The organism is Pseudomonas lini (genome assembly GCF_030812475.1).
Taxonomy (GTDB): domain Bacteria; phylum Pseudomonadota; class Gammaproteobacteria; order Pseudomonadales; family Pseudomonadaceae; genus Aquipseudomonas; species Aquipseudomonas lini_A.
This window is the reverse complement of the sequence record NZ_JAUSSR010000006.1, coordinates 318,404-343,731: the sequence shown is the minus strand read 5'-3', so window position 1 is coordinate 343,731 and position 25,328 is coordinate 318,404. Positions and strand designations below refer to the sequence as shown.

Here is a 25,328-nt window from a genome sequence, read left to right as displayed (position 1 = left end):
AACGGGTAGCGAACAGGGGAAAGTCGAGACGGCGTTACCGCATTATTCGCCGTATGCCAGCGCAGATTTGTGAAGGAACGACGCAGTACCCCCTGTAGGAGCTGGCTTGCCAGCGAAGAGGCCATTACATTCAACATCTATGTTGACTGTTGCGCCGCCTTCGCTGGCAAGCCAGCGCCTACAGGGGGTACTGCGTCGAGGACGGGGCGGGCCCCGTCAGAGGGCTTTTTCGAAGATCTTCGAGTTACGCTGATAGTTGTACAGCGACGCCCGCGCTGACGGCAGACGCTCGACACTGCTCGGCACAAAACCGCGCTCGCGAAACCAGTGAGCGGTGCGGGTCGTCAGTACGAACAAGGTTTTGAGCCCCTGCGCCCGAGCGCGGACTTCGATCCGTTCCAGCAACTCATCGCCGCGCCCGCCATGGCGGTACTCCGGGTTCACCGCCAGACAGGCCAACTCCCCGGCATCCGAATCGGCAATCTGATACAGCGCCGCACAGGCGATGATCATGCCTTCACGCTCGACCACGCTGAATTGCTCGATCTCACGCTCCAGCACCTCGCGGGAACGACGTACCAGGATGCCCTGCTCTTCCAGCGGACTGATCAGATCCAGCAAACCACCGACGTCTTCGATGGCTGCTTCGCGCACCACTTCGAATTGCTCCTGGGCCACCAGCGTACCGCCACCGTCACGAGTGAAGAGTTCGGTGAGCAGTGCACCGTCTTCGACATAGCTGACGATATGGCTGCGGGCGACGCCACCGCGACAGGCCTCGGCGGCGGCATCCAGTAGTTCGCCTTGATAGTTGTTGCCCAACCGCTGCAAATGCGCCGGTACCTGTTGTGGACGCAACTCACGAACCAGGCGACCGTTTTCATCGATCAGGCCCAGGTCGGCGCCGAACAGCAGCAGCTTGTCCGCACCCAAGTCAATGGCCGCGCGGGTGGCGACGTCTTCGCAGGCGAGGTTGAAGATCTCACCGGTCGGCGAGTAGCCCAGCGGTGACAGCAGCACGATGGAGCGCTCGTCCAGCAGGCGGTTGATACCCTTGCGATCGACCCGACGCACTTCGCCGGTGTGGTGATAGTCGACGCCTTCCAGTACGCCGATCGGCCGCGCCGTCACCAGGTTGCCGCTGGCCACCCGCAGGCGCGAGCCCTGCATCGGCGACGAAGCCATGTCCATCGACAACCGTGCTTCGATCGCGATGCGCAACTGGCCGACCGCATCGATCACGCATTCAAGGGTCGCGGCATCGGTGATGCGCATGCCGTGGTGGTAATGCGGGGTCAGGCCGCGGGTGGCCAGGCGAGCTTCGATTTGCGGACGGGAACCATGAACCAGCACCAGTCGCACGCCCAGGCTGTGCAACAGCACCAGGTCGTGGACGATATTGCCGAAGTTCGGGTGTTCCACGCCGTCACCGGGGAGCATGACGACAAAGGTGCAATCGCGGTGGGCATTGATGTAGGGCGAAGCGTGACGAAGCCAATTGACGTATTCGGGCATGAACCTGGGCCTGTAATAAATAGCAGCCAAAAAATGGGCGAAACGGAACAACGCACAGCGGGCTGATGGTTATCGTCGGAACAGGGTTGGCGACACGCGCGCTCTCCTCATGAATACGGGTTGGAACCCTGGCAATTTAAACCTGTAGGAGCCGGCGTGCCGGCGATGAACGATGACGCGGTTCACCTGAAGGACCGCAGCGTCTGCATCGCCAGCAAGCCGGCTCCTACAGATTTTGCATCCGGTCGGCCGGCGCTGGTTTTTGAGCAGGTGTAAGGCAGTAATGTTCAATCAGTTGACGTAATAGATGCACCGTAGGCTGCAAACGTGACATGTCCAGGTATTCCCCCGGTTGGTGGGCGCAGGCGATATCGCCAGGGCCGAGCACCAGCGTTTCGCAGCCAAGGCGCTGAAGATAAGGTGCTTCGGTGCCGAATGCCACTGCTTCGGCGCGATGACCGGTGAGCTTTTCCGCGACCCGGACCAATTCCGCATCTTCGGCCTGCTCGAAGGACGGCACTTCGGGAAACAGCGGCGCGTAATCGATCTTCACCTGATGCCGCTCGGCAATGGGCCTGAGTTTCTGCAAAATCTCCGCGCGCAGGACCTTGGGGTCCATACCCGGCAACGGCCGCAGATCGAACTCCAGCGAACACTGGCCGCAAATGCGGTTGGGGTTGTCGCCGCCATGGATACAGCCGAAGTTCATGGTCGGCTGCGGCACACTGAACTGCGGGTTACGGTATTCGCGCTGCCATAACAGGCGCAGCCCGCGCAGTTCGCCGATGGCATCGTGCATGGCTTCGAGGGCGCTGTGGCCCAGGCGCGGATCCGAGGAGTGACCGCTCTGGCCGAGGATGTCGATGCGTTCCATCATGATGCCCTTGTGCATCCGGATCGGCTTCAGCCCGGTCGGCTCGCCGATCACTGCGGCACGGCCCAGCGGTCGCCCGGCTTCGGCCAGGGCTCGCGCCCCGGACATCGAGCTTTCTTCATCACAGGTGGCGAGAATCAGCAGCGGCTGTTTGAACGGTTGTTCGAGCAGTGGAATGACCGCTTCGATGACCAGGGCGAAAAAGCCCTTCATGTCGCAGCTGCCCAGCCCGACCCAGCGGCCGTCGACTTCGGTCAGTTTAAGCGGATCGGTCTGCCACAGCGCGGCATCGTACGGCACGGTGTCACTGTGGCCGGCCAGGACCAGGCCACCGGGGCCGGAACCGAAACTGGCCAGCAGATTGAATTTGCCTGGGCTGACCTGCTGGATATCGCAGGCGAAACCCAGATCGCCCAGCCACGTCGCCAGCAAGTCGATCACCGCACGGTTGCTTTGATCGAGGCTGGCCTGGGTACAGCTGACGGACGGTGCGGCGATCAGCGCAGCGAACTGATCTTTCATGGACGGCAAAGGCATCGCTGACTCCAACTCCCGAATTGAAGTCCATCATAGAGCCATCCGGTGACAGGAATAAACCGTCGCGGCCGCCACCAAGCGTCAACAGACCCTATCTTGAATCAGTCCTGTACACTGCACGACCTTGGCAGCCACACATTCCCCCCGGCTGCGCTCCCGATCCTGGATTTTCCGGCCATGCAGAAAGAAACCGAAATCAAACTCCGCGTCAGCCGCGAAACCCTCGCCGCCCTGCGTGAGCACCCGCTCCTGAAAAAACGCAACAAAAGTGGCTGGGAACGCCGTGAACTGATGAACCAGTACTTCGACACGCCTGAGCGCGACCTGGCCCGCGCCAAGGTTGCCCTGCGCCTGCGCCGCGATGGCGAAGAAGTGATCCAGACCCTCAAGACCCGTGGCCAGAGCATTGCCGGTCTGTCCGAGCGCAATGAATACGACTGGAGCCTGCCCAAAGCCAAGCTCGACGTGAAGAAGCTCGACGGCGAATGCTGGCCTGAAGCGCTGGCCGAACTTGACAAGAAAACCCTGAAGCCGATCTTCACCACCGACTTCGTTCGCGAACGCGCTGAAATCGCCTGGGGCCGTGGCAAGACCAAAGTGGTCATCGAAGCCGCGCTGGACCTGGGCCACGTCATCGTCGGCAAGCAGAAAGAAGAGATCTGCGAGCTGGAGCTGGAGCTGCGCGAAGGCGAGCCGTCCGCGCTGCTGGAACTGGCCGCCGAACTGGCCGCGACCCTGCCCTTGATGCCATGTGACATCAGCAAGGCCGAGCGCGGTTATCGCCTGTACGACGCCCACAGCTATTCGTTGAGCCTGCCCGCACCGCAGATCAGCGCCGAAACCCCGCTGGACGACGCATTTTCCGCGCTGAGCTGGCACTTGCTCGGCAGCAGCCAGCGCCTGGCCGAGCAGTACCGCTTCAATGGTCACTGGCGCTTGTTGCAGGACTGGGTCGAGAACCTGGCGGAACTGCGCGCGTTGCTCAGCAGCCTGGGTCAGGCCGCTCCGCGTCAGTCGACGCACGATCTGCGGATCGCGCTGGACGCCTTGCTCGAAGACTGGCGTCCACTGGTACAAGCCGGTCTGGACGACGAAGACGTGCGCAAGGCCGCACCCGAGCAATTTCTCGAAGAGCTGGAAGATCCGCGTTGGGGCCTGTTCTCCCTGAACACCTCGCGCTGGTTGCTGGCCCGCACCTGGGCCGCCGATCGCAACGTGCGCGGCAATCGCCAGGGCGCTGCGCAGTTGGGCAGCTGGTTGCCGCGTCTGCTGGGTGAAGAAGCGACATCCTTGCAATTGCAGCGTTATCAGCAGCAGCCAGAAGATCTGGCCGAACAACTGCCGCGCATCGAACGCATCCAGGCCTGGCTGCACCATGCCCGTGGCGTGCTGGACATCCCGGAAATGGATCGCCTGTATGGCGAGCTGAAGCAGCTTGCTCTGTTGGCTAACGAACCGATCACCGATGAATCGCTGGATGCACGCAAGCAGCAGGCGATTGCGGTGTATCAGAATCGTGCCTGGAAGATGCTGCTGCGCCTGTAAGACCGCCTTCGCTGCGGTGCGGCGATCCGACAAGCCAGCGCCTACAGGGGATCACCGAAACCCTGTAGGAGCTGGCTTGCCAGCGAAGAGGCCCGCACATACACCACAAAACCCTAGACCGGCAAACTCGTCGTCGACTTGATTTCCGACAACGCCACAATCGAATTGACCTCCTGAATTCCCGGCACCATCGACAGCTTCTCGAAGAAGAAGCGTTCATACGCCTCGATATCCGCCGTGACGATCCGCAACATGAAATCCACCGACCCCATCAGCACATAACACTCCAGCACTTCGGGAAAACCACGAATCGCCTCGGTGAACCCGGTGAAGTTCGAACGCCCATGGGCGTTGAGTTTGATTTCGGCAAATATCTGCGTATTCAGACCGATCTTTTTGCGATCGAGCAAGGTGACCTGGCCGCGAATGATTCCTTCCTCCTTCATCCGCTGAATCCGCCGCCAGCACGGCGACTGCGACAGTCCCACCTGTTCGGCGATCTGCGCGCTGGACAGCGAAGCGTCCTCTTGCAGCAGCGCGAGAATCTTGCGGTCGTAACTGTCCAGCTGGCTGTGCATAAATGAACCCGTAATTTGGACGTTTATGGATTGATCGATTCGCAGAATCTAAAATAAGCCCCATCATAGATAAGAAATGCCGGTCAACGAATGTAAAAATTCCTCCAGTGATTTTGGAGTCCGACCATGCCGCATCTGGAAGCTGTAGCCACCCCGCCCACCCGAACCGATGTGTGGAGCATCAACAACGCGCACTGCCGCGTGCATTATCAATTGCTGGCCGAAGCCGAGCCGGACCTGCTGTGCAGGGCGCTCAACCTGTTCGCCTTGCAGTGCCTGACGCCGCAGCAGGTCAACGTGCAGCGCAGGGACGACCTGCTGTCGATCGACATCGTCATCGACGGTCTGAGCTGGCACCGCGCCCAGGTGATCGCGGACAAATTGCGTAACCTGATCAGCGTCTGCTCGGTGGATCTGCAGGTAGCTGATTGTGCGTGGATTGCAGCGACTCAGGCGGCGGGCTGAAAAAACCTGACACGGCTTCGTCGGGTAGTGGCCCAACGGTTTGCGGGTCCGCGACTATCCTTTGCGAACTGTTGTTCACGAGGAGCCCGCATGTCCGTTCAACTTGCCATTCAGGACCGCTGGCTGGATCTCAATGAGTTACTGCGCGATTTGGTTGCCCAAGGCTTTATCAGCCAGGATTCGGCCGAGCACGCGCTCAATGCCCGACGCCGTCACGCCGCCAGCGGCCAGATGCACCCGTTGGAATTCATTGCCAGCCAGCATCTGGATGACCTCAGCCGGCCCGGCAAACACCTGGATCTGGAAAGACTGACCCTATGGCTGTCGCAGCAGGCCGGCCAGCCTTACTTGCGCATCGATCCGCTGAAAATCAACGTCGCGGCCGTTACCCCGCTGATGTCCTATGCCTTCGCCCAGCGCCACAAGATTCTCGCCGTCTCCGTCGATCGGGAGGCGGTGACCGTGGCCAGCGCCCAGCCTTACGTCAACGGCTGGGAAGCGGACCTGACCCACGTGTTGAAACTGCCCATCAAGCGCGTGGTGGCCAACCCGGTGGACATCCAGCGCTTCAGCGTGGAGTTTTTCCGCCTGGCCAAATCAGTCAGCGGCGCGACCAATGCCGACCAGCACACCAATACCCTGGGCAACTTCGAACAGTTGCTCAACCTCGGCGCCAGCGACCAGGAGCCGGACGCCAACGATGCGCACATCGTCAACATCGTCGACTGGCTGTTCCAGTACGCGTTCCAGCAGCGGGCCAGCGATATCCACATCGAGCCCCGGCGCGAGCAGGGCACGGTGCGCTTTCGCATCGACGGCGTGCTGCACAACGTCTATCAATTCCCGCCGCAAGTGACCATGGCCATCGTCAGCCGCCTGAAGAGCCTGGGGCGAATGAACGTCGCGGAAAAACGCAAACCCCAGGATGGCCGGGTGAAAACCAAGACCCCGGACGGCGGTGAAGTCGAGCTGCGGCTGTCGACGTTGCCGACCGCGTTTGGCGAAAAGATGGTCATGCGGATCTTCGACCCGGAGGTGTTACTCAAGGATTTCGACCAGCTTGGATTTTCAGTCGAGGACCTGCGCCGATGGCAGGACATGACGAGCCAGCCCAACGGCATCATTCTGGTGACCGGACCGACCGGTTCGGGCAAAACCACCACGCTCTACACCACCCTCAAGAAGCTGGCGACGCCGGAGGTCAACCTCTGCACCATCGAAGACCCGATAGAAATGGTCGAGCCGGCCTTCAACCAGATGCAGGTGCAGCACAACATTGACCTGACGTTTGCCGCCGGTGTGCGCGCGCTGATGCGCCAGGACCCGGACATCATCATGATCGGCGAGATCCGCGACCTGGAAACCGCGGAAATGGCGATCCAGGCGGCTCTGACCGGGCACCTGGTACTCTCGACGTTGCACACCAACGATGCGCCCAGCGCCATCAGCCGCCTGCTGGAACTCGGCGTGCCCCATTACCTGATCAAGGCCACCGTGCTCGGGGTCATGGCCCAGCGGCTGGTCCGGACCTTGTGCCCGCATTGCAAGGCGCCACTGACCTTGAGTGAAGAAGACTGGCAGACCCTGACCAGACCCTGGCAAGCACCATTGCCCGGCAACGCCCAACGCGCCATCGGCTGTCTGGAATGCCGTGACACCGGTTACCGCGGGCGGGCCGGGGTCTACGAAATCATGCAACTGACTGACGGGGTCAAGGCACTGATCAACCCCGACACCGACCTGATGGCGGTACGGCGCCAGGCCTTCAAGGAAGGTATGCGCAGTTTGCGGCTGTCCGGGGCGCAGAAAGTGGCGGCAGGCCTGACGACGATCGAAGAAGTGCTGCGGGTGACGCCCCAGAGTGAACAGAAATAACCGGGAGGAAAAAGGGCGTCATGGAACTCGACGGGGTGATTGGCAATCAAATCCGCTAGTTAACCCAGTGGAGTCACCCAATATGCGTCTCAAACTTGCTGTCGCTACCATCGCATTGCTGTCCCTTCCTGTAGGTTCGGCGATGGCCGATAGCTTTTGGCGTAACGTCATCTCTTCCGGTGCAACCACCGGCTCGACTTACCTGACCTTCAAGGATCACAAGTTGATCGTTGCCGCCCAGGACGATGCCGGCAGCTTCGTTGCCAGCGACGGCGGCATCCGCGGTCCGTATCTGGAAGCGGCGATGCAGAAGGTCCGCGCCGACAACCCGGGCCTGCAGGCCACGGACATGGAGTTGGCCAATGCGATTCTGGCGAAGAATGCGGTCGCGTCGGAATAAGACTTACGGTTGAACAAAAATGCCGCTCCCATGAGCGGCATTTTTTTTGCCCAACACAAAACCCCTGTAGGAGCGAGCTTGCTCGCGATGGTCGTTAACGATAACGCGTGTTTACTGGTTAAACGCGGTGCTCTTGAGTCCATCGCGAGCAAGCTCGCTCCTACAGGTAGGGTGCGTTCATGTGTGTGTGTGTATTTCAGCGATATTCGTCCACGGGCACACACGCACAGAACAGATTGCGATCGCCGTAGACATTGTCCACCCGATTCACCGCCGGCCAATATTTGTGCGCCTTGGTGTGCGCATCCGGCGTCACCGCCTGCTCGATGCTGTAAGGCCGCTCCCACACCCCGGTGATGTCAGCCAAGGTGTGCGGCGAACGTTTCAGCGGGTTGTCTTCGGCCGACCAGTTGCCGTTCTGCACTTCGTTGATTTCCGCGCGGATGCTCAGCATCGCTTTGATGAAACGGTCCAGCTCGGCCTTCGATTCACTCTCGGTCGGTTCGACCATCAACGTCCCCGGCACCGGGAACGACATGGTCGGCGCGTGGAAGCCGTAATCCATCAGGCGCTTGGCCACGTCCTCTTCACTGATTCCGGTCAACACTTTGAGCGGCCGCAGGTCGAGGATGCATTCGTGGGCCACCCTTCCGTTGCGCCCGGTATAGAGCACCGCAAAAGCGCCGGACAAATGCTGCGCCAGGTAATTCGCGGCGAGGATCGCCACTTCGCTGGCATCCGCCAATTGCGGGCCCATCATGGCGATGTACATCCAGCTGATCGGCAGAATGCTCGCGCTGCCCCAGGGCGCTGCGCTGACCGCGCCGTTCTCCGGCAGTGGCCCTTCGATCGGTACCACCGGGTGATTGGCCACGAATGGCGCCAGGTGAGCGCGCACGCCAATCGGCCCCATGCCCGGGCCGCCGCCGCCGTGTGGAATGCAGAAGGTCTTGTGCAGGTTCATGTGGGACACATCGGCTCCAATGTCCGCAGGCCGGGCAAGCCCGACCTGCGCATTGAGGTTGGCGCCATCCATGTACACCTGGCCGCCGTGGCGGTGGATCACTTCACAGATTTCGCTGATGCCTTCCTCGTACACGCCGTGGGTCGAAGGATAAGTCGCCATCAGGCAGGCGAGTTTGTCCGACGCCGCAGCCGCTTTTGCTTTCAGGTCATCGAGATCGACATTACCCGCCTCGTCGCATTCGACGATCACCACCCGCATGCCGGCCATTTGCGCCGACGCCGGATTGGTGCCGTGGGCCGAGGATGGGATCAGGCAGATATCCCGCGCGCCTTGATCGCGGCTCTCGTGATACTTGCGGATCGCCAGCAATCCGGCGTACTCGCCCTGGGCACCGGAATTGGGTTGCATGCAGATCGCGTCGAAACCGGTGATTGCACAGAGCCAGCGTTCCAGCTCCTCGATCATCAGCGAATAACCCACCGCCTGCTCTTTCGGCACAAAGGGGTGCAGGTTGGCGAACTGCGGCCAGGTGATGGGAATCATCTCGCTGGTGGCATTGAGTTTCATGGTGCAGGAGCCGAGCGGGATCATCGACTGATTCAGCGCCAGGTCTTTGTTTTCCAATTGCTTGAGGTAACGCAGCATCTGCGTTTCGCTGTGGTGTGCGTTGAACACCGGGTGCCGCAAATAAGGCGAAGTCCGCAGCAGCCCGTCAGGAATGCCGCACGCCAGGGTTTCGGCATCCAGTTCATCGACGTTGAGCCCATGATCGGCACCGAGGAATACATCGAACAACTTCGCCACGGTGTTTTCGTCAGAGGTTTCGTCAAGGCTCAGCCCCAACTGCCCACGCCCGAGAATGCGCAAATTGATCTGCACGGCTTGGGCGCTTTCGATGATTGCCGTCTGGGTGCCACCGACCTCCAGGGTCAGCGTGTCGAAAAAATGCTGGTTGAGCCGGGTAATGCCATGTCGCGCAAGGCCCTCGGCGAGGATGCAGGTCAACCGATGAACCCGCTGCGCAATCCGCTTCAGCCCTTCCGGGCCGTGGTAGACCGCGTAGAAACTGGCGATGTTGGCCAGCAGCACCTGGGCGGTGCAGATGTTCGAATTGGCCTTCTCCCGGCGGATGTGTTGCTCGCGGGTTTGCAGGGCCATGCGCAACGCGACGTTGCCGCGAGCATCTTTCGACACGCCGATGATCCGCCCGGGAATCGCCCGCTTGTACTCCTCGCGACTGGCAAAAAACGCCGCGTGGGGCCCGCCGTAGCCCATGGGCACGCCGAAGCGCTGGGATGAACCGAACACCACGTCGGCGCCCAACTCACCCGGCGGGGTCAGCAACAGCAGGCTCAGCAGATCGGCCGCGACACAGGCCAGGGCCTGCTGGGCATGCAAGTGATCGATCAAGGGTCGCAGATCGCGGATCTCGCCATGGGTATCGGGGTATTGCAGCAGCGCGCCGAACACCTGGTGCTGTTTCAAGTTATCCACGGCGTCGACGATCAGCTCGAAACCGAAGCCTTCGGCACGGGTCTGCACCACTGAAATCGTCTGCGGATGACAGTTTTCGTCAACGAAAAACAGATTGCTCCGGGACTTGGCGACTCGCTTGGCCAGTGCCATGGCTTCCGCCGCTGCGGTGGCTTCATCCAGCAGCGAGGCGTTGGCCAGGTCCAGGCCCGTGAGGTCGATGGTCAATTGCTGGAAATTCAGTAGCGCTTCGAGCCGCCCTTGGGCGATCTCCGGTTGATAGGGCGTGTAGGCGGTGTACCAGCCGGGACTTTCCAGCACGTTGCGCACTATGACGGACGGCGTGAGGGTGCCGTGGTAGCCCATGCCGATCAGACTGGTCCAGACCTGGTTCTGCTCGGCGTAACCCCGAAGCCTGGCCAGCGCGGCTTCTTCGTCGAGCGCGGGGGGCAGGTCCAGCACCCGGTTCAGGCGGATGCCCGGTGGCACCGTCTGCTCGATCAGTTCGACCCGGCTGCCGAGGCCGAGGCTGTCGAGCATGGCCTGTTGCTCGGCGGCATCGGGGCCGAGGTGGCGGCGAAGAAAGGCATTGGGGTCGCGTAACTGGCTCAAGGACGGCAATTGGGACATGACGGGCTCTCTCTTGACTGGCGCTCGACGTCGATGCAACACGGTCAAACCAGCATAGCAGCCACTGCCGACAGCGAACCCTTGTAGGAGCGAGCTTGCTCGCGATGGACCTGAGAGCACCGCGGGGTACCAGGCTCACAGCGTTATCGTTGACGACCATCGCGAGCAAGCTCGCTCCTACAAAGGTATCCGGCAGATAATAAAAAGCCCCGACGAGTCGGGGCTTCGGGAGGTCGCTTGAGGCTTACTCGCCGATAGCAGCCTTGTAGCCAGCCGCATCGAGCAGCTTGTCCAGATCGCCGGTGTTGCTTGGCTTGAGCTTGAAGATCCACGCGCTGTACGGTTCGGAGTTGAGCAGCTCCGGGTTAGCGCTCAGCTCTTCGTTGATCGCGATCACCTCACCGGCAACCGGAGAATAGATATCGGATGCAGCTTTAACCGATTCCACCACACCGGACTGATCACCGGCAGCGAACACTGTGCCGACTTCGGTCAGCTCAACGAACACCACATCGCCCAAGGCTTCCTGAGCGTGATCGCTGATGCCCACGGTGACGGTGCCATCGGCTTCCAGGCGGGCCCATTCGTGACTTTCGGCAAAGCGCAGGTCGGCAGGGATATCGCTCATATTCTGTGTCCTCAAGAAAAATGTCAGCGGTCGTTGCCCGCCAGAAAAGGTTAGATCAAGGTTTTGCCATGGCGTACGAAGGTCGGTTTGACCACTCGGACCGGGTACCATTTGCCACGGATTTCCACTTCAGCGCGGTCGGCGGTAGCCATCGGCACGCGCGCCAGTGCTATCGACTTGCTTAGCGTAGGAGAGAAACTACCACTGGTGATCTCCCCTTCGCCAACATTGGCGATGCGAACCACCTGATGAGCGCGCAAAACCCCGCGCTCCTCAAGGACCAGACCGACCAGTTTATGCTGTACGCCACCGGCCCGCTCGGCTTCCAGGGCAGTGCGACCGATGAACTGACGTGTGGCCGGCTCCCAGGCGATGCTCCAGGCCATGTTGGAGGCCAGCGGTGAAATGTCTTGATGGATGTCCTGACCGTAGAGGTTCATGCCGGCTTCGACACGCAAGGTATCCCGCGCGCCCAGGCCAATGGGAGAAATGCCCGCCCCTACCAGGTCGTTGAAGAATCCTGGCGCCTGGTCGGCCGGCAAAATTATTTCCAGACCATCTTCGCCGGTATAACCGGTGCGCGCGATAAACCAGTCACCGTCGGGCTGGCCTTCGAAAGGCTTGAGCAGCTGGATCAGGTTGCCACGAGACTGAGTCACCAGTTCAGCGATTTTTTGCCGGGCCTGGGGACCTTGAATGGCCAGCATCGCCAACTCCGAGCGCTCATTGAGTTGCACATCGTAGTCACCGAGGTGGGCCTGCATCCAGGCCAGGTCCTGATTCCGGGTGGAGGCGTTGACCACCAGCCGATAACCGACTTCGAGGCGATAGACGATCATGTCGTCGACGATCCCCCCGCGCTCATTGAGCATGGTGCTGTACAAGGCACGGCCGGGGCTGTGCAGACGCTCGACATCGTTGGCCAGCAAATGCTGGAGCCAGGCCTTGGCCTGGGGGCCGCTGACATCGATCACGGTCATGTGGGATACATCGAAAACCCCGCAATCGCGGCGCACCTGATGGTGTTCCTCGACTTGCGAGCCGTAATGCAGAGGCATATCCCAACCGCCAAAATCGACCATCTTCGCGCCGAGGGCGAGATGAAGGTCGTACAGAGGCGTACGCTGTCCCATGGGTTTCTCCTTCCGGGCGTGGCGAAGGTGCGGGCCGGTGCTGCACGAACTGAACGCCTTGAAATAAAAGGCTTTCAGCCGATTTCAGCTACCAGGTCCGTAGGACGGACCGCACCGAATGCCGCGCATTGTAGCCTCAAGGTGTAGGACTGACACCTAGCTGTTTTGATGCGCCGAACGCCGTATCAATCCGATGACCGGTAGCAAGCCCACCAGGACCAGCGTCAGTGCCGGCAACGACGCCCGCGCCCACTCCCCTTCGCTGGTCATTTCGAAGATGCGCACCGCCAGCGTGTCCCAGCCAAACGGGCGCATCAGCAGGGTTGCCGGCATTTCCTTGAGCACGTCGACGAACACCAGCAGGGCGGCACTCAAGGTGCCGGGCAGCAACAACGGCAGATACACTTTGAAAAACAGTCGTGGACCGCTCACGCCAAGGCTACGTGCCGCTTCGGGCAAAGATGGCCGTATTCGCGCCAGGCTGCTTTCCAGTGGCCCATAGGCGACGGCGATGAACCGCACCAGATAGGCCAGCAACAAGGCCGACAGGCTGCCGAGCAGCAAGGGTTTACCTGCGCCACCGAGCCAATTCGAGAACGGGATCACCAACTCGCGATCCAGATAACTGAACGCCAGCATGATCGACACTGCCAGCACCGATCCGGGCAAGGCGTATCCAAGGTTGGCCAGGCTGACACCCGAACGTATCGCCCGGGTCGGTGCCAGCCGACGAGCAAACGCCAGCACCAGGGCGACACCGACGGTGATCAGCGCCGCCATGCCACCCAGGTACAAGGTATGGACGATCAGCCCGGCGTAACGCTCATCCAGATCAAAGCGCCCGCGCTGCCAGAACCACACCACCAGTTGCAACATTGGAATCACGAAAGCACAGGCGAATACCAGGCCGCACCAAGTCATGGCGGCCAGCGCCTTGACGCCACGCAGGTGATACAACGCCTTGATCCGAGGTCGCTCGTTGCTCGCCCGATTCGCCCCACGCGCGCGACGCTCGCCATACAACACCACCATCACCACCAGCAACAGCAGGCTGGCGAGTTGCGCGGCGGTCGAGAGACTGAAAAAGCCGTACCAGGTTTTGTAGATGGCGGTGGTGAACGTGTCGAAGTTGAATACCGACACCGCGCCGAAATCGGCCAGGGTTTCCATCAGCGCCAATGCCACGCCCGCACCGATCGCGGGGCGAGCCATCGGCAAGGCCACCCGCCAGAATGCCTGCCACGGCGATTGCCCCAGAACCCGTGCCGCCTCCATCAAGCCTTTGCCCTGAGCCAGAAACGCAGTCCGCGCCAACAGGTACACATAGGGATAGAAAACCAGCACCAGCACCACAATCACCCCGCCGGTGGAGCGTACTCGCGGCCATCTCATGCCGGTGCCGAACCATTCGCGCAGCAAGGTTTGCACCGGGCCTGCGAAATCCAGCAAACCGACAAAGACGAATGCCAGCACATAAGCGGGGATCGCGAACGGCAGCATCAAGGCCCAGTCCAGCCAACGTCGACCGGGGAATTCACAGAGGCTGGTGAGCCAGGCCAGGCTCACGCCCAGCACCGTGACGCCGACACCGACGCCGAGCACCAACGTCAGGGTGTTGCCCAGCAGGCGCGACATCTGGGTATCCCAGAGGTGGGACCAGATCTGTTGGTCGATGGTTTGCCAGGACAACAGCAAGACGCTGAGGGGCAGCAGCACCAGCGCAGCGATGGCGAAGACCAGGGGATACCAGCGTCGTTGGGCGGGGTGGGCCAAGGAAATTCTCTAAAAAATGCGGGCCACTGGCCATGAAGCCAGCAATCTTACCTTGTGGCGAGGGGGCTTGTCGGAAACGCCGCATCGCCCCGTTCGACTGCGAAGCGGTCGTAAAATCTCCCGACGCGTTTTGTCTGGAGAAATGCAGTAGCTGATATTGGGGCTGCTCCGCAACCCAACGGGGGGCAAGCCCCCTCACCACAGGGAAGCTTTCTCGACACAGTGGAGTCAGTTCCAGCCAGCCCGATCCATCATGCGAATCGCTTCAGCCTGACGCTTGCCGGCAATTTCCACAGGCAAGGTGTCGGCGACGAACTTGCCCCAGCTCGCCACTTCAGCGGATGGCTGAACGGCGGGGTTGGCCGGGAATTCCTGGTTCACGTCGGCGAAGATCTTCTGCGCCTCAGGCGTGGTCATCCACTCGACCAGCGCCTTGGCCGCTTCCGGGTGCGGAGCATGTTTGGTCAGGCCGATGCCCGACAGGTTGACGTGCACGCCACGGTCGCCCTGGTTGGGCCAGAACAGCTTCACCGCCAGGTCAGGCTTCTGCTTGTGCAGACGGCCGTAGTAGTAGGTGTTGACGATGCCGACGTCGCACTGGCCCGCATTGATCGCTTCGAGCACCGCCACGTCATCGGAGAACACGTCGGTGGACAGGTTGTTGACCCAGCCCTTGAGGATCTTCTCGGTTTTGTCGGCGCCGTGGACTTCGATCATGGTGGCGGTCAGGGACTGGTTGTAGACCTTCTTCGCCGTGCGCAGGCACAGGCGACCTTCCCAATTCTTGTCCGCCAGACCTTCGTAGGTGGTGAGCTCGCCGGGCTTCACCCGATCGGTGGAGTAGGCGATGGTCCGCGCCCGCAGGCTCAGGCCGGTCCAGGCATGGGCGGAGGAGCGGTATTGCAGCGGGATGTTGGCATCGATGGTTTTCGAGGTGAAGGGTTGCAGGATGCCCATCTGCTCGGCCTGCCAGAGGTTGCCGGCATCGACGGTCAGCAGCAGGTCGGCGGTGGCATTCTCGCCCTCGGCCTTGATCCGCTGCATCAGCGGCGCTTCCTTGTCGGTGATGAACTTCACCTGCACGCCGGTTTTCGCGGTGTAGGCGTCGAACACCGGCTTGATTAGCTCGTCGATGCGCGAGGAGTAAACCACTACCTCGTCGGCAGCCTGGGCGATGGTGCTGCCGATCAGGGTCAGGGCCAGTGCGGTCAGTAGACGCTTGGGTGCCAACATGGGTGTGGTCTCTTGATTGAAAAAATGAGAACAAATGATAAGGACTCACATTTGCCTTCTCAATCGAACAGTTGGCAGAGGAGTAACCAGATGTTGCATAGTTTGAGATGTGTAGTGAATGTGCCGACGCCTTCGCGGGCTTGCCCCGGGCGGCGTTCCGACGAAGGGGCCATCATCAATGAAGATCTCAGGCCTTGGCCAACGCCGGCAGATCCCCAATCAACCCCAACGCCTCACGCACAAACAACGCCTTGGCCTCCGGCATCTGGTCAACCATCTTCAACCCGGCATTACGCAACCAGCGCACCGGCAGCGGGTCAGCCTGGAACAGCCGCTCGAAGCCTTCCATCGCCGCCATCAATGCCAGGTTATGCGGCATGCGCCGACGCTCGTAACGACTCAGCACTTTCACATCCGCCAGTCGCTCGCCACGGCCAGCCGCTTGCAGCAGCACCTCGGCCAGCACGGCGGCATCGAGGAAACCGAGGTTCACGCCCTGCCCGGCCAATGGGTGAATGGTGTGAGCTGCATCGCCGATCAACGCCAGGCCTTCAGCCACATAGCGCTTGGCATGGCGCTGGCGCAGCGGCACGCACAGGCGCGGATCGGCGCTCAGCACCGCGCCAAGCCGACCTTCGAACGCACGCTCCAGTGCCTTGCAGAAGTCTGCGTCGGCCAGCGCCATCAGACGTTCAGCTTCGCTCGGCATGGTCGACCAGACAATCGAGCACCAGTCCTGCCGACCGTCACGCTCCAGCGGCAGAAAGGCCAATGGACCGTCATCGGTAAAACGCTGCCAGGCAGTCATTTGATGCGGTTCGGCGCAGCGTACGCTGGTGACGATCGCGTGGTGCAGGTAATCCCACTCGCGGGTCGCTACGCCAGCCAGGCGCCGCACTGCCGAATTGGCGCCATCGGCGGCGATGACCAACGGCGCGCGCAAGGTGCGGCCATCGGCCAGGGTCAGCAACCAGTCGTCGCCGGAGTGGCGCATCTGCTCCAGACGCCCATTGGCCAGCATTCCCAGATCGCAGTCGTGCAGGCGGTCAAGCAAGGCGTCCTGCACCACGCGGTTCTCGACGATATGGCCCAGGACCTGCGCATGTACGCTGGTCGCCGAGAAATGGATCTGTCCGGTACCACTGCCGTCCCAGACATGCATGTCGGTGTAAGGACTGCTGCGCCGATCGACAATGCCATCCCAGACGCCCAGGCGATCGAGGATTCGCTGGCTGGCGATCGACAGCGCGCTCACCCGCGGTTCGAACGGCGCCTGTGCGTCGAAGGGTTTGACGCTCATCGGGCTGCCGTCCAGCAGCAAGACTTCCAGCCCGCTGTCTTGCAACGCCAGCGCCAGGGCGCTGCCGACCATTCCGGCCCCGACAATCAACAGATCTGCGCGCATTTCCATGCTTTAAGCCTGCCTCGCTTGCGACCTGAGCCGCACGTAAAGGGGTTTCTCGACTTGGGCCAACCCTGTGCCAAAGCCGTCGTGAAAATCGATCTGTAAATGCTTAGACATCAGGTCGCGTACCCAGGCCCATGGCCTGCCGGGCGAACCAGCGCTTGGCCGGTGGCAGCAAATCGAGGCCGAGCAGGCCGATATTGCGCCCCAGGGACACCAGCGGCTGGGTGCTGCCGAACAAGCGTGTGACCTGGTCGGAGAAGCCCACCGTCAGGCTTTGATCCAGGCGCTGACGCTCGCGGTAGGCCTGCAGGCCAGCGAAGTTGCCAGGCGGGTTTTCGCTGGTCAACAGCGCTTCGGCCAAGGCCTGGGCATCGCGCAGCGACAAGTTGAAACCTTGTCCGGCAATCGGGTGCAGGCTGTGAGCGGCGTTGCCCAGAATTGCCAGATGCGGACGTACCTGCTCTTCGGCCTCGATCAATGACAGCGGATACAGATGCCTTACACCAACCTGCTTCAAGGCGCCGAGACGATAACCGAACACGCCCTGCAACTCGCTGAGGAAGCTTCGCTCATCCAGCGCCGCCAGCCGTTTCGCGTCCATGCCCAGACGGGTCCAGACCAACGCGCAGCGATTGTCCGGCAATGGCAACAACGCCATCGGCCCCTCATCGGTGAAGCGCTCGAAGGCCATGCCGTTGTGCGCTTCACTCGGCGTGACATTGGCGATCAGCGCGCTCTGGTTATAGGGACGGGTCTTGATGCCGATCCCCAATTGCTCGCGCAGACCGGAACGGCCGCCATCGGCGAGCACCGCAAGGTCGCATTCCAGGGTGGTTTCATCGTTGAGGACCAGGCGATAGCCATCGATCAGCGGCTCCATGCGCGTGACCTCCGCCGGACACCGCCAGCTGATCACATCCTTGTCCAGGCCTTGCCAGAGGCATTGGCCGAGCCAGGCGTTTTCCACCACGTAGCCCAGCGCCGGTACGCCCTCTTCCATCGCCGACAGGCGCGCGGTGGAGAAACGTCCGCGATCGGAGACATGAATCTGCTTGATCGGCTCTGCCCGGCGGGAAATTTCCTGCCACACGCCCAGCCGTTGATAAATCTGCCGAGCGCCGTACGACAGCGCCGAAGAACGGGCATCGTAGCTTGGCTGGTAGGTGTCGCCCGGCGCAAAGGGTTCGATCAGCACGATCTTCCAGCCACGGGCCTTGGCCCCGGCTTGCAAGGCCAACGCCAGGCTGGCGCCGACCAGGCCGCCACCGATGATTGCCAGATTGACTCGACTCATGCCGCGTGTGTCCGTGCGGCGGCCATCAAGGCCTCGATCTCGGCGACCGTTTTCGGTACGCCATGGGTCAGGATTTCACAGCCGGTTTTGGTGACCACTACATCGTCCTCGATGCGCACGCCAATGCCGCGCCATTTTTTCGCTACGTTCTGGTTGTCCGGGGCAATGTAGATGCCCGGTTCCACGGTCAGCGCCATGCCCACTTCCAGCACGCGCCATTCACCGCCGACCTTGTACTCGCCGACGTCGTGCACATCCATGCCCAACCAGTGACCGGCGCGGTGCATGTAAAACGCTTTATGGGCTTCGCGGCCGATCAATTCATCGATGTCACCTTGCAACAGGCCCAGCTTCACCAGACCCGCGGTTATCACCCGGACCGTGGCTTCGTGGGCCTGGTTCCAGTGTTTGTCCGGGGCGATTTCGGCAAAGGCGGCTTCCTGAGCCGCCAGCACCAGCTCGTAGATCGCCTTCTGCTCGGGTGAATACTTGCCGTTGACCGGCCAGGTGCGGGTGATGTCGCTGGCATAGCAATCGATCTCGCAACCGGCATCGATCAGCACCAGATCGCCGTCCTTGAGCACCGCATCGTTCTGCTGGTAATGCAGGATGCAACTGTTGCGCCCCGAAGCGACGATCGACCCGTAGGCCGGCATTTTCGCCCCGCCCTTGCGGAACTCGTAATCGAGCTCGGCTTCGAGGCTGAACTCATGCAGCCCGGCCCGGCTGGCCTGCATCGCGCGGATGTGGGCCTGGCCGGAAATTCGAGCAGCCTCGCGCATCACCTTCACCTCTGCCGCCGATTTATACAGGCGCATGTCGTGCAGCAGATGATCCAGGGCAACGAATTCGTTCGGCGGCTGAGCGCCCAGGTGTGCTTTGGAGCGGATCACGTTGATCCAGTCCATCAGGTGCCGATCGAATTCCGGATTGCTGCCCATGGCCGAATACACCCGGTCGCGACCTTCGATCAGGCCCGGCAGGATGTCGTCGATGTCGGTGATGGGGAACGCGTCGTCGGCGCCGAAATCTCGGATCGCGCCTTCCTGGCCAGCTCGCAGACCGTCCCACAGTTCTCGCTCGGCGTTGCGTTCACGGCAAAACAATACGTATTCGCCATGTTCGCGACCGGGCATCAGCACAATGACGGCCTGGGGCTCGGGAAAACCGCTGAGGTACTGGAAATCGCTGTCCTGGCGGTAGACGTGCTCGACGTCGCGGTTGCGGATGGCTACCGCGGCGGCGGGCAGGATGGCGATGCTGTTGGGTACCATCTGCGCCATCAGGGCCTTGCGGCGACGGCTGTATTCCGATTTCGGGATATGAATCATGGGCAGATGGCTATTCCTGGCTTGCGATCAGTGCAATGACGGTTTGGCGGCAACCGGTGCGTCCGGCTTTTTGGTCTCGGTGAACAACAGCAGCGGCGCGACGCGCAGGTATTCCATGACCTCCATGTAATCGCTCTCGCCGTCGTCGGACTCTTCCAGGGCGTCTTGCACCTGTGAAATAGCCGCCAGATCCTGAAGTACTTCGGTGGCCTCGGCGCTCAGCATGCTGCTGTCACGGCAGTTCAGGCCGAACCCGCTGAGGAAGCCCTGGCACCATTGGCCCAGTGCGGCGGCGCGGTCGGTCAGTGGCTCGTCATCGGTCGGCAGCAGCAGAACGACGGTCACGTCGTCGCCGGTGAGCTCGCCCTTGACCATCTCCTGCAAGCCGATCAAGGCGTTGCGGACATTATCTTGCGGTTCGCTTTCGAGCAGCTCGGCGGCATCGACCAGCCAGCCTTCGGCATCGAAACCGGCACCGGCGCAACTACGGCCGAGCAACAGGCCATGCAATTCGGCAGGCGAGACGGGATGACCGCTGGCAGTCAGCAGTGTGGCGAAGGCTTGGTACGGAGAATTCTGAATGGGCATGGGCAGCTAGGCGCCAAACGGCGCTATGTCTAGAATGAAGGTCTTGTATCCTACATCGACTACCCCTGTAGGAGCGAGCTTGTTCCGGGCGGCGATCCGACGATGGTCGCCAACGATAACGCTGGATACCTGACACCCCGCGGCGTTCTCGGGCTTATCGCGAGCAGGCTCGCTCCTACAGTCCAACCCCCATCAGACAGTGAAGACAATGGAAGACAACGACTTGAAAGCGCTGATGGCCAGGCTCGAGCTGCTAATTAGCCGAGTCGAGCAACTTAAGAGTCAAAACGGACTCCTATTAGCTCAGGAAAAGACCTGGCGCGAGGAACGCGCGCACCTCATTGAAAAAAATGAAATCGCCCGGCGTAAGGTCGAGTCGATGATTTCGCGCCTCAAGGCCCTGGAGCAAGACTCATGAGTTCAAGCAATAGCGTTACCGTGCAGATCCTCGATAAAGAATATTCGATCATCTGCCCCCAGGAAGAGCGCAGCAATCTGGTAAGCGCTGCCCGCTATCTGGACGGCAAGATGCGCGAAATCCGCAGCAGCGGCAAAGTCATCGGTGCCGATCGCATCGCCGTAATGGCCGCACTGAACATCACCCACGATCTCCTGCACAAGGAAGAACGACCGGATGTGCAGGCCAGCGGCTCGACCCGGGAACAGGTGCGCGACCTGCTGGATCGCGTCGATCTGGTGCTTGCCACCGATCCGGATGTCACCAAGGGCTGATTCGTCTCACCGCTTGAGGTATACTCGCATCACTCCCTGGGGTGCTTGCCAGTTGACCACGTCCCTGAGCCGATTCGCACTACCCTGGAGGTTGCACGTTGGGCTGGTGTGCATGTCCGCTAGACGGAAAGCCTTAAAGCCTACTGCATCTTCCACCTTGAACTTTCGGGTTCAAGGGCTAAGTCAGCAGCGGTTCATCCGGGGAGCCTGATTCCTGTCCGATGCCGGTCCAATACCGGCATCGGCTTTTTTTCGGGTACGCTTTACGTACTCGATCTGCCGAAGCCAAAACTCATGACCGAACCTGCGCTGCTGCCCCGCCCGCAACTTCGACGCATGCTGCGCAAGGCCCGCCGCGCATTGACCCCCAGTCAACAGCGCCAGGCTGCTCGCGGGCTGTACAAACAACTGGCCCAGCAGCCTTTGTTCAGGCGCGCCAAACACATCTCCCTGTACCTGCCTAACGATGGTGAGATCGATCCACGCGTGTTGCTGCGGGCCGCACAACGTCGAGGCAAGGCAACTTATCTGCCTGTGCTCAGTGCCTGGCCGCGAACCAAAATGGTGTTCCAGCGAATTCGCCCGGGCGAAAAGCTCAAACCCAATCGTTTCCGCATTCTCGAACCCCGGCATAACCTCGCCCGCCAACGCAAAGTCTGGGCGCTGGACCTGGTGCTGCTGCCATTGGTCGGGTTTGACGACGTCGGCGGACGCCTGGGCATGGGCGGCGGCTTCTACGATCGCAGTCTGGCGTACCTGGCGCGGCGCAAAAACTGGCGCAAGCCGACGTTATTGGGGCTGGCCCATGAATGTCAGAAGGTAGAACGACTGGCTCAAGCGAGCTGGGATGTACCGTTGCAGGGAACGGTGACGGACAAGGCCTGGTATTACGCGGGCTAGACGCCACTGCGATCAGCGGCGTCGGCCAGACAGCTTCAGCGCTTGAAGGCTGACGGCTGCTGTTGTTGCTGTGTGAGCTCGATCGGTGCATCAGGGGTGTTGTTCCACAGGCTTTGGGCGTAGCCGGTGGTCACGACGCCCAGGCCGAACAAAATCACCAAAATCCATAGTAAATCCGGTTTGCGTTTCATCGATTGCCCCCCAAAGGCACATCAACACGATGACAGCAGCGGTTTCCGTTGTAGGCCGTGCAGCAGCGTCTAGCTGAGAAGGGCGGCATTTTGCGACAACGTGAACCGACACGCAAACGCTGGCGTCAACCGACCGTCGGTTTGTCATAAAATTGCCGGACAACTTGCCCACTCATCTCGCAAGGAGCAAAACCATGGCCTACTGGCTGATGAAATCCGAGCCCGACGAACTCTCGATCAAGGATCTGGAGAAGCTCGGCAAAGCGCGCTGGGACGGGGTTCGCAATTACCAGGCCCGTAATTTTCTGCGTGCCATGGCGGTGGGCGACGAGTTTTTCTTTTACCACTCCAGCTGCCCTGAACCGGGCATTGCCGGGATCGGCAAGATTGTCGAAGCCGCGTATCCGGACCCGACGGCGCTGGAGCCGGAGAGTCATTACTACGATCCGAAGGCAACGCCAGAGAAAAATGCCTGGAGCGCGATTGATGTCGCGCATGTGGAAACGTTTAGCAGGGTGTTGAAGCTGGACTACCTGAAGCAGCAGCCGGCGTTGGCGGAGATGCCGCTGGTACAGAAAGGTTCGCGACTGTCGGTGATGCCGGTGACTCCTGAGCAATGGGCGGCGGTGATTGCATTACGGCCTTGAATCATGCGGTGACTGCAGGATTGCCTTCGCGAGCAAGCCCGCTCCCACAGGTTTCTGTTGTGAACACATAATCCTGTACCTGCAAAAATCCCTGTGGGAGCGGGCTTGCTCGCGAAGAGGCCCGCCAGGACAGTGAAAATCTTATTGAATAATGAGGTTGTTGAACAACAGATCCTCAACCACCGGCTTGCCGGTCTCATCACTCATCACTTGCCGGGTCTGCTTCAAGGCCTCCTGACGCAGCTTCTCCTTGGCCTCGACATTATTCATCGCCTCGGCGCTCTGCTGCGTAAACAGCGACACCAGCTGATTACGAATCAACGGCTCGTTGGCCTTCACCAGCTTGGCCGCCTCATCCCCGGTCACCCGCAATGCCACGTCAGCCTTGTAGACCTTGAGCTTCGGCGTACCGTCCAGCCCATAGTTCCCCACGAACGGCGGGCTCAAGGTGATGTAATTGACCTTCGGCGCTTCTCCTTCCTTGGCTTCTTCAGCCACCGCTGCCACGGGCAGAGACAGGGCCAGCAACAACATGATCCACGCTTTCACACTTCGCTCCTTATCCGGTTTGCGGCCTAGCATATCGACCCGCCGCGCCAGCACAAGCTTATGGCGGCCTATCAGGGCGGGGCATGCTCGTTGACCCTTCAATTCACACACCTACACTTATCGGCCATCACTCCCAAAGGAATAGCCCTGATGAAAGCCGTGCTGTGCAAAGCCTTCGGCCCCGCCGAATCGCTGGTGCTGGAAGACGTCGCCAGCCCTGTCGCAAAGAAGAATGAAATCCTGCTGGAAGTGCACGCCGCCGGGGTGAATTTCCCCGACACGCTGATCATCGAGGGCAAATACCAATTCAAACCGCCCTTTCCTTTTTCTCCTGGCGGCGAAGCGGCGGGCGTGGTCAGTGCGGTGGGCGAAAAGGTCGGGCACCTGAAAGTCGGCGATCGGGTCATGGCCCTGACCGGCTGGGGCAGCTTTGCCGAAGAGGTCGCGGTGCCGGGCTATAACGTGCTGCCGATCCCATCGTCGATGGACTTCAAAACCGCCGCCGCCTTCAGCATGACCTACGGCACCTCGATGCACGCGCTCAAGCAGCGCGGCAACCTGCAACCGGGCGAAACCCTGCTGGTGCTCGGCGCTTCCGGCGGTGTCGGCCTGGCGGCGGTGGAAATCGGCAAAGCCATGGGTGCCCGGGTGATCGCCGCCGCCAGTAGCGCGGAGAAACTCGCCGTGGCCAAGGCGGCCGGCGCCGATGAGCTGATCAACTACAGCGAAACCAGCCTCAAGGACGAAATCAAGCGCCTGACCGACGGCCAGGGCGCCGACGTGATCTACGATCCGGTGGGCGGCGACCTGTTCGACCAGGCCATCCGCGCCATCGCCTGGAATGGTCGCCTGCTGGTGGTCGGTTTCGCCAGCGGACGTATCCCAGAACTACCGGTGAACCTCGCCCTGCTTAAAGGTGCCGCCGTGGTCGGCGTGTTCTGGGGCTCGTTTGCCCAGCGTCAGCCTCAGGACAATGCGGCAAACTTCCAGCAACTGTTTGGCTGGTTTGCCGAGGGCAAGCTGAAACCGCTGGTGTCGCAGGTGTATCCGCTGAGCAATGCGGCGCAGGCGATCAATGATCTGGGCCAGCGCAAGGCGGTTGGCAAGGTGGTGGTGCAGGTTCGCTGAATCCAGTGGAACGGTCTGGACCTCGAACGAGTTATCCAGACCGCCTCATGACGAGTCGGGGAGCTACAACAGTTGCCGAATCTCCTCCGGCAGCAAGCTCATGTATTTAAGCACCGGGCCGCTGCGGCAGCTCCTGACAATGGTCGGCACACGCTTATTCAGGTTGGCGATCCATTCCAGACGCTGCTCCTTCGGCAATTGAGTGATGTGAAATACATTCGACAGATAGGCCCGGGTGTAATGAAACGGCGTGGAATCAACCCATGCATTCTCCGGGACATTGAGCAGCAGCTCATTGACGTCGCGACATTTCAGCTTCTTCAGCCACTGATTGGTATGAATCGGCGAGTCGAGATCCAGCCCAAATACCAGAGGCGCAATAATTTCCTGCCTGGCAGGTTTGTCCTCATCGACCGTCCAGGGCCTGAACCGCCACTGCTCAATCGCGACTCGGCCTGCTTCGGCCAAATCAGGATGATCGCTCTCCAGGATCCTCACCTCGCTCACCGAACCATCGGCATTGGCGGTGAACTCGACTCGAACATTGCCGGTTATGCCAGCCCTCAGAAGCGCTGCAGGATAAATCGGCTTAGGGTTGTTTTCCGGTATCAGAAAGAACTCCCCTGCCCTGATATCAACGGATAAACCCAGCAAAAACACAAACGCAAACCGCCGCATAACCCCTCCCTTCCATGATTGAAACACCAAAACTCCCTGACAAAGCTTACGTAGCAGCGACCTAAAGCAAAACGCCGCAACTTCTTCTTTGAACGAAGGACGCTTCCCAAAAACCAGTGCTCATCCGGACAGATGAGGCCCGAAGGATGGAAGCGGTAATCCTTCCTACAACGTCCTTCACTTACGCCTGAGCGACATGTTCGTAAGAGAACATACGGGCGCCAAAATTTCCGCTGTTTGACCACTGCGAAGCGGT

At 60.8% G+C, this 25,328-nt stretch carries 24 protein-coding genes and 1 other RNA gene; 10 read left to right on the top strand and 15 right to left on the bottom strand.

Annotation, left to right across the window (positions count from 1 at the left end; translation table 11 throughout):
- Positions 1-216 precede the first annotated feature (216 nt).
- The gene (gene argA, locus J2W17_RS14295; RefSeq protein WP_064680343.1) at positions 217-1,515 is read right to left on the bottom strand and encodes an amino-acid N-acetyltransferase; all 1,299 of its coding nucleotides are present in this window, start codon (positions 1,513-1,515) and stop codon (positions 217-219) included.
- 226 nt (positions 1,516-1,741) lie between these two features.
- Positions 1,742-2,926, bottom strand: a complete 1,185-nt coding sequence (gene argE, locus J2W17_RS14290) for an acetylornithine deacetylase (protein ID WP_307334881.1) — start codon at positions 2,924-2,926, stop codon at positions 1,742-1,744.
- 177 nt (positions 2,927-3,103) lie between these two features.
- On the opposite strand from argE, the gene J2W17_RS14285 reads away from it, so the two are divergent.
- A complete protein-coding gene (locus J2W17_RS14285; protein ID WP_307334879.1) occupies positions 3,104-4,471 on the top strand; it encodes a CYTH domain-containing protein in 1,368 nt (455 codons plus the stop codon).
- A gap of 113 nt (positions 4,472-4,584) precedes the next feature.
- Here J2W17_RS14285 and J2W17_RS14280 read toward each other — a convergent pair whose 3' ends face one another.
- Positions 4,585-5,049, bottom strand: a complete 465-nt coding sequence (locus J2W17_RS14280; protein WP_064680346.1) for an Lrp/AsnC family transcriptional regulator — start codon at positions 5,047-5,049, stop codon at positions 4,585-4,587.
- Positions 5,050-5,175: 126 nt separating this feature from the next.
- Between J2W17_RS14280 and J2W17_RS14275 the strand changes: the two genes are divergently transcribed.
- The 3 genes from J2W17_RS14275 to J2W17_RS14265 all read left to right on the top strand — a co-directional run bounded on the left by J2W17_RS14275 (position 5,176) and on the right by J2W17_RS14265 (position 7,789).
- Positions 5,176-5,514 carry a hypothetical protein gene (locus J2W17_RS14275; protein ID WP_307334875.1) on the top strand — a complete coding sequence of 113 codons (339 nt, stop codon included), beginning with the start codon at positions 5,176-5,178 and terminating at the stop codon, positions 5,512-5,514.
- 90 nt (positions 5,515-5,604) lie between these two features.
- Entirely contained in the window at positions 5,605-7,389 is a 1,785-nt protein-coding gene (locus J2W17_RS14270) for a GspE/PulE family protein (RefSeq protein ID WP_307334873.1), read from the top strand.
- A gap of 82 nt (positions 7,390-7,471) precedes the next feature.
- Positions 7,472-7,789, top strand: coding sequence for a DUF2388 domain-containing protein (locus J2W17_RS14265; RefSeq protein WP_010466645.1), 318 nt, complete (start codon positions 7,472-7,474; stop codon positions 7,787-7,789).
- Positions 7,790-7,985: 196 nt separating this feature from the next.
- Here the strand turns inward: J2W17_RS14265 and gcvP are convergent, their stop codons facing one another.
- The 9 genes from gcvP to J2W17_RS14210 all read right to left on the bottom strand — a co-directional run bounded on the left by gcvP (position 7,986) and on the right by J2W17_RS14210 (position 20,247).
- Positions 7,986-10,859: an aminomethyl-transferring glycine dehydrogenase gene (gene gcvP, locus J2W17_RS14260; RefSeq protein ID WP_307334871.1), complete on the bottom strand. Its 2,874-nt coding sequence runs from the start codon at positions 10,857-10,859 to the stop codon at positions 7,986-7,988.
- A 244-nt stretch (positions 10,860-11,103) separates the two neighbouring features.
- Positions 11,104-11,487, bottom strand: coding sequence for a glycine cleavage system protein GcvH (gene gcvH / locus J2W17_RS14250; RefSeq protein WP_307334868.1), 384 nt, complete (start codon positions 11,485-11,487; stop codon positions 11,104-11,106).
- A 50-nt stretch (positions 11,488-11,537) separates the two neighbouring features.
- Entirely contained in the window at positions 11,538-12,620 is a 1,083-nt protein-coding gene (gcvT, locus tag J2W17_RS14245; protein WP_307334866.1) for a glycine cleavage system aminomethyltransferase GcvT, read from the bottom strand.
- A gap of 156 nt (positions 12,621-12,776) precedes the next feature.
- On the bottom strand, positions 12,777-14,393 hold the full coding sequence (locus J2W17_RS14240) for an ABC transporter permease (protein ID WP_307334864.1): 1,617 nt from the start codon (positions 14,391-14,393) through the stop codon (positions 12,777-12,779).
- Positions 14,394-14,621: 228 nt separating this feature from the next.
- The gene (locus J2W17_RS14235) at positions 14,622-15,626 is read right to left on the bottom strand and encodes an extracellular solute-binding protein (RefSeq protein ID WP_150747900.1); all 1,005 of its coding nucleotides are present in this window, start codon (positions 15,624-15,626) and stop codon (positions 14,622-14,624) included.
- A 187-nt stretch (positions 15,627-15,813) separates the two neighbouring features.
- Entirely contained in the window at positions 15,814-17,031 is a 1,218-nt protein-coding gene (locus J2W17_RS14230) for a 2-octaprenyl-3-methyl-6-methoxy-1,4-benzoquinol hydroxylase (RefSeq protein WP_307334960.1), read from the bottom strand.
- Positions 17,032-17,140: 109 nt separating this feature from the next.
- A complete protein-coding gene (ubiH, locus tag J2W17_RS14220) occupies positions 17,141-18,328 on the bottom strand; it encodes a 2-octaprenyl-6-methoxyphenyl hydroxylase (RefSeq protein ID WP_307334861.1) in 1,188 nt (395 codons plus the stop codon).
- A complete protein-coding gene (gene pepP / locus J2W17_RS14215) occupies positions 18,325-19,659 on the bottom strand; it encodes a Xaa-Pro aminopeptidase (protein WP_307334859.1) in 1,335 nt (444 codons plus the stop codon). Before pepP ends, ubiH begins: the two co-directional genes overlap by 4 nt.
- A 27-nt stretch (positions 19,660-19,686) precedes the next feature.
- A complete protein-coding gene (locus tag J2W17_RS14210) occupies positions 19,687-20,247 on the bottom strand; it encodes a YecA/YgfB family protein (protein ID WP_307334857.1) in 561 nt (186 codons plus the stop codon).
- A gap of 208 nt (positions 20,248-20,455) precedes the next feature.
- On the opposite strand from J2W17_RS14210, the gene J2W17_RS14205 reads away from it, so the two are divergent.
- The 4 genes from J2W17_RS14205 (at position 20,456) to J2W17_RS14190 (ending at position 21,879) form a co-directional block, all read left to right on the top strand.
- Positions 20,456-20,665, top strand: a complete 210-nt coding sequence (locus tag J2W17_RS14205; protein ID WP_307334855.1) for a TIGR02449 family protein — start codon at positions 20,456-20,458, stop codon at positions 20,663-20,665.
- Positions 20,662-20,979: a cell division protein ZapA gene (locus tag J2W17_RS14200; RefSeq protein WP_007942435.1), complete on the top strand. Its 318-nt coding sequence runs from the start codon at positions 20,662-20,664 to the stop codon at positions 20,977-20,979. Before J2W17_RS14205 ends, J2W17_RS14200 begins: the two co-directional genes overlap by 4 nt.
- Before the next feature lie 30 nt (positions 20,980-21,009).
- Positions 21,010-21,188, top strand: a non-coding RNA gene (gene ssrS, locus J2W17_RS14195) — 6S RNA.
- Positions 21,189-21,273: 85 nt separating this feature from the next.
- On the top strand, positions 21,274-21,879 hold the full coding sequence (locus tag J2W17_RS14190; RefSeq protein ID WP_064680358.1) for a 5-formyltetrahydrofolate cyclo-ligase: 606 nt from the start codon (positions 21,274-21,276) through the stop codon (positions 21,877-21,879).
- A 35-nt stretch (positions 21,880-21,914) separates the two neighbouring features.
- Here J2W17_RS14190 and J2W17_RS14185 read toward each other — a convergent pair whose 3' ends face one another.
- Positions 21,915-22,070, bottom strand: coding sequence for a hypothetical protein (locus J2W17_RS14185; protein ID WP_307334853.1), 156 nt, complete (start codon positions 22,068-22,070; stop codon positions 21,915-21,917).
- A gap of 194 nt (positions 22,071-22,264) precedes the next feature.
- Here J2W17_RS14185 and J2W17_RS14180 point away from each other — a divergent pair, with 194 nt between their 5' ends.
- Positions 22,265-22,717, top strand: coding sequence for an EVE domain-containing protein (locus J2W17_RS14180; RefSeq protein ID WP_307334852.1), 453 nt, complete (start codon positions 22,265-22,267; stop codon positions 22,715-22,717).
- Between the two features lie 141 nt (positions 22,718-22,858).
- Here J2W17_RS14180 and J2W17_RS14175 read toward each other — a convergent pair whose 3' ends face one another.
- On the bottom strand, positions 22,859-23,266 hold the full coding sequence (locus J2W17_RS14175; protein ID WP_307334849.1) for a flagellar basal body-associated protein FliL: 408 nt from the start codon (positions 23,264-23,266) through the stop codon (positions 22,859-22,861).
- 150 nt (positions 23,267-23,416) lie between these two features.
- Here J2W17_RS14175 and J2W17_RS14170 point away from each other — a divergent pair, with 150 nt between their 5' ends.
- Entirely contained in the window at positions 23,417-24,394 is a 978-nt protein-coding gene (locus tag J2W17_RS14170; protein ID WP_307334847.1) for an NADPH:quinone oxidoreductase family protein, read from the top strand.
- Positions 24,395-24,457: 63 nt separating this feature from the next.
- Here the strand turns inward: J2W17_RS14170 and J2W17_RS14165 are convergent, their stop codons facing one another.
- Positions 24,458-25,072, bottom strand: coding sequence for an energy transducer TonB (locus J2W17_RS14165; RefSeq protein WP_307334845.1), 615 nt, complete (start codon positions 25,070-25,072; stop codon positions 24,458-24,460).
- Positions 25,073-25,328: the final 256 nt, after the last annotated feature.

Excerpts from the sequence above, each read along its gene's own strand:
- J2W17_RS14185 (WP_307334853.1), bottom strand. The coding sequence starts at position 22,070 with ATGAAACGCAAACCGGATTTACTATGGATTTTGGTGATTTTGTTCGGC.
- argA (WP_064680343.1), bottom strand. The coding sequence starts at position 1,515 with ATGCCCGAATACGTCAATTGGCTTCGTCACGCTTCGCCCTACATCAAT.
- J2W17_RS14205 (WP_307334855.1), top strand. The coding sequence starts at position 20,456 with ATGGAAGACAACGACTTGAAAGCGCTGATGGCCAGGCTCGAGCTGCTA.
- pepP (WP_307334859.1), bottom strand. The coding sequence starts at position 19,659 with ATGATTCATATCCCGAAATCGGAATACAGCCGTCGCCGCAAGGCCCTG.
- J2W17_RS14180 (WP_307334852.1), top strand. The coding sequence starts at position 22,265 with ATGGCCTACTGGCTGATGAAATCCGAGCCCGACGAACTCTCGATCAAG.
- J2W17_RS14280 (WP_064680346.1), bottom strand. The coding sequence starts at position 5,049 with ATGCACAGCCAGCTGGACAGTTACGACCGCAAGATTCTCGCGCTGCTG.
- J2W17_RS14165 (WP_307334845.1), bottom strand. The coding sequence starts at position 25,072 with ATGCGGCGGTTTGCGTTTGTGTTTTTGCTGGGTTTATCCGTTGATATC.
- J2W17_RS14275 (WP_307334875.1), top strand. The coding sequence starts at position 5,176 with ATGCCGCATCTGGAAGCTGTAGCCACCCCGCCCACCCGAACCGATGTG.
- gcvP (WP_307334871.1), bottom strand. The coding sequence starts at position 10,859 with ATGTCCCAATTGCCGTCCTTGAGCCAGTTACGCGACCCCAATGCCTTT.
- J2W17_RS14200 (WP_007942435.1), top strand. The coding sequence starts at position 20,662 with ATGAGTTCAAGCAATAGCGTTACCGTGCAGATCCTCGATAAAGAATAT.
- J2W17_RS14210 (WP_307334857.1), bottom strand. The coding sequence starts at position 20,247 with ATGCCCATTCAGAATTCTCCGTACCAAGCCTTCGCCACACTGCTGACT.
- ubiH (WP_307334861.1), bottom strand. The coding sequence starts at position 18,328 with ATGAGTCGAGTCAATCTGGCAATCATCGGTGGCGGCCTGGTCGGCGCC.
- J2W17_RS14230 (WP_307334960.1), bottom strand. The coding sequence starts at position 17,031 with ATGCGCGCAGATCTGTTGATTGTCGGGGCCGGAATGGTCGGCAGCGCC.
- J2W17_RS14190 (WP_064680358.1), top strand. The coding sequence starts at position 21,274 with ATGACCGAACCTGCGCTGCTGCCCCGCCCGCAACTTCGACGCATGCTG.
- J2W17_RS14270 (WP_307334873.1), top strand. The coding sequence starts at position 5,605 with ATGTCCGTTCAACTTGCCATTCAGGACCGCTGGCTGGATCTCAATGAG.
- argE (WP_307334881.1), bottom strand. The coding sequence starts at position 2,926 with ATGCCTTTGCCGTCCATGAAAGATCAGTTCGCTGCGCTGATCGCCGCA.
- J2W17_RS14170 (WP_307334847.1), top strand. The coding sequence starts at position 23,417 with ATGAAAGCCGTGCTGTGCAAAGCCTTCGGCCCCGCCGAATCGCTGGTG.
- J2W17_RS14285 (WP_307334879.1), top strand. The coding sequence starts at position 3,104 with ATGCAGAAAGAAACCGAAATCAAACTCCGCGTCAGCCGCGAAACCCTC.
- gcvH (WP_307334868.1), bottom strand. The coding sequence starts at position 11,487 with ATGAGCGATATCCCTGCCGACCTGCGCTTTGCCGAAAGTCACGAATGG.
- gcvT (WP_307334866.1), bottom strand. The coding sequence starts at position 12,620 with ATGGGACAGCGTACGCCTCTGTACGACCTTCATCTCGCCCTCGGCGCG.
- J2W17_RS14265 (WP_010466645.1), top strand. The coding sequence starts at position 7,472 with ATGCGTCTCAAACTTGCTGTCGCTACCATCGCATTGCTGTCCCTTCCT.
- J2W17_RS14235 (WP_150747900.1), bottom strand. The coding sequence starts at position 15,626 with ATGTTGGCACCCAAGCGTCTACTGACCGCACTGGCCCTGACCCTGATC.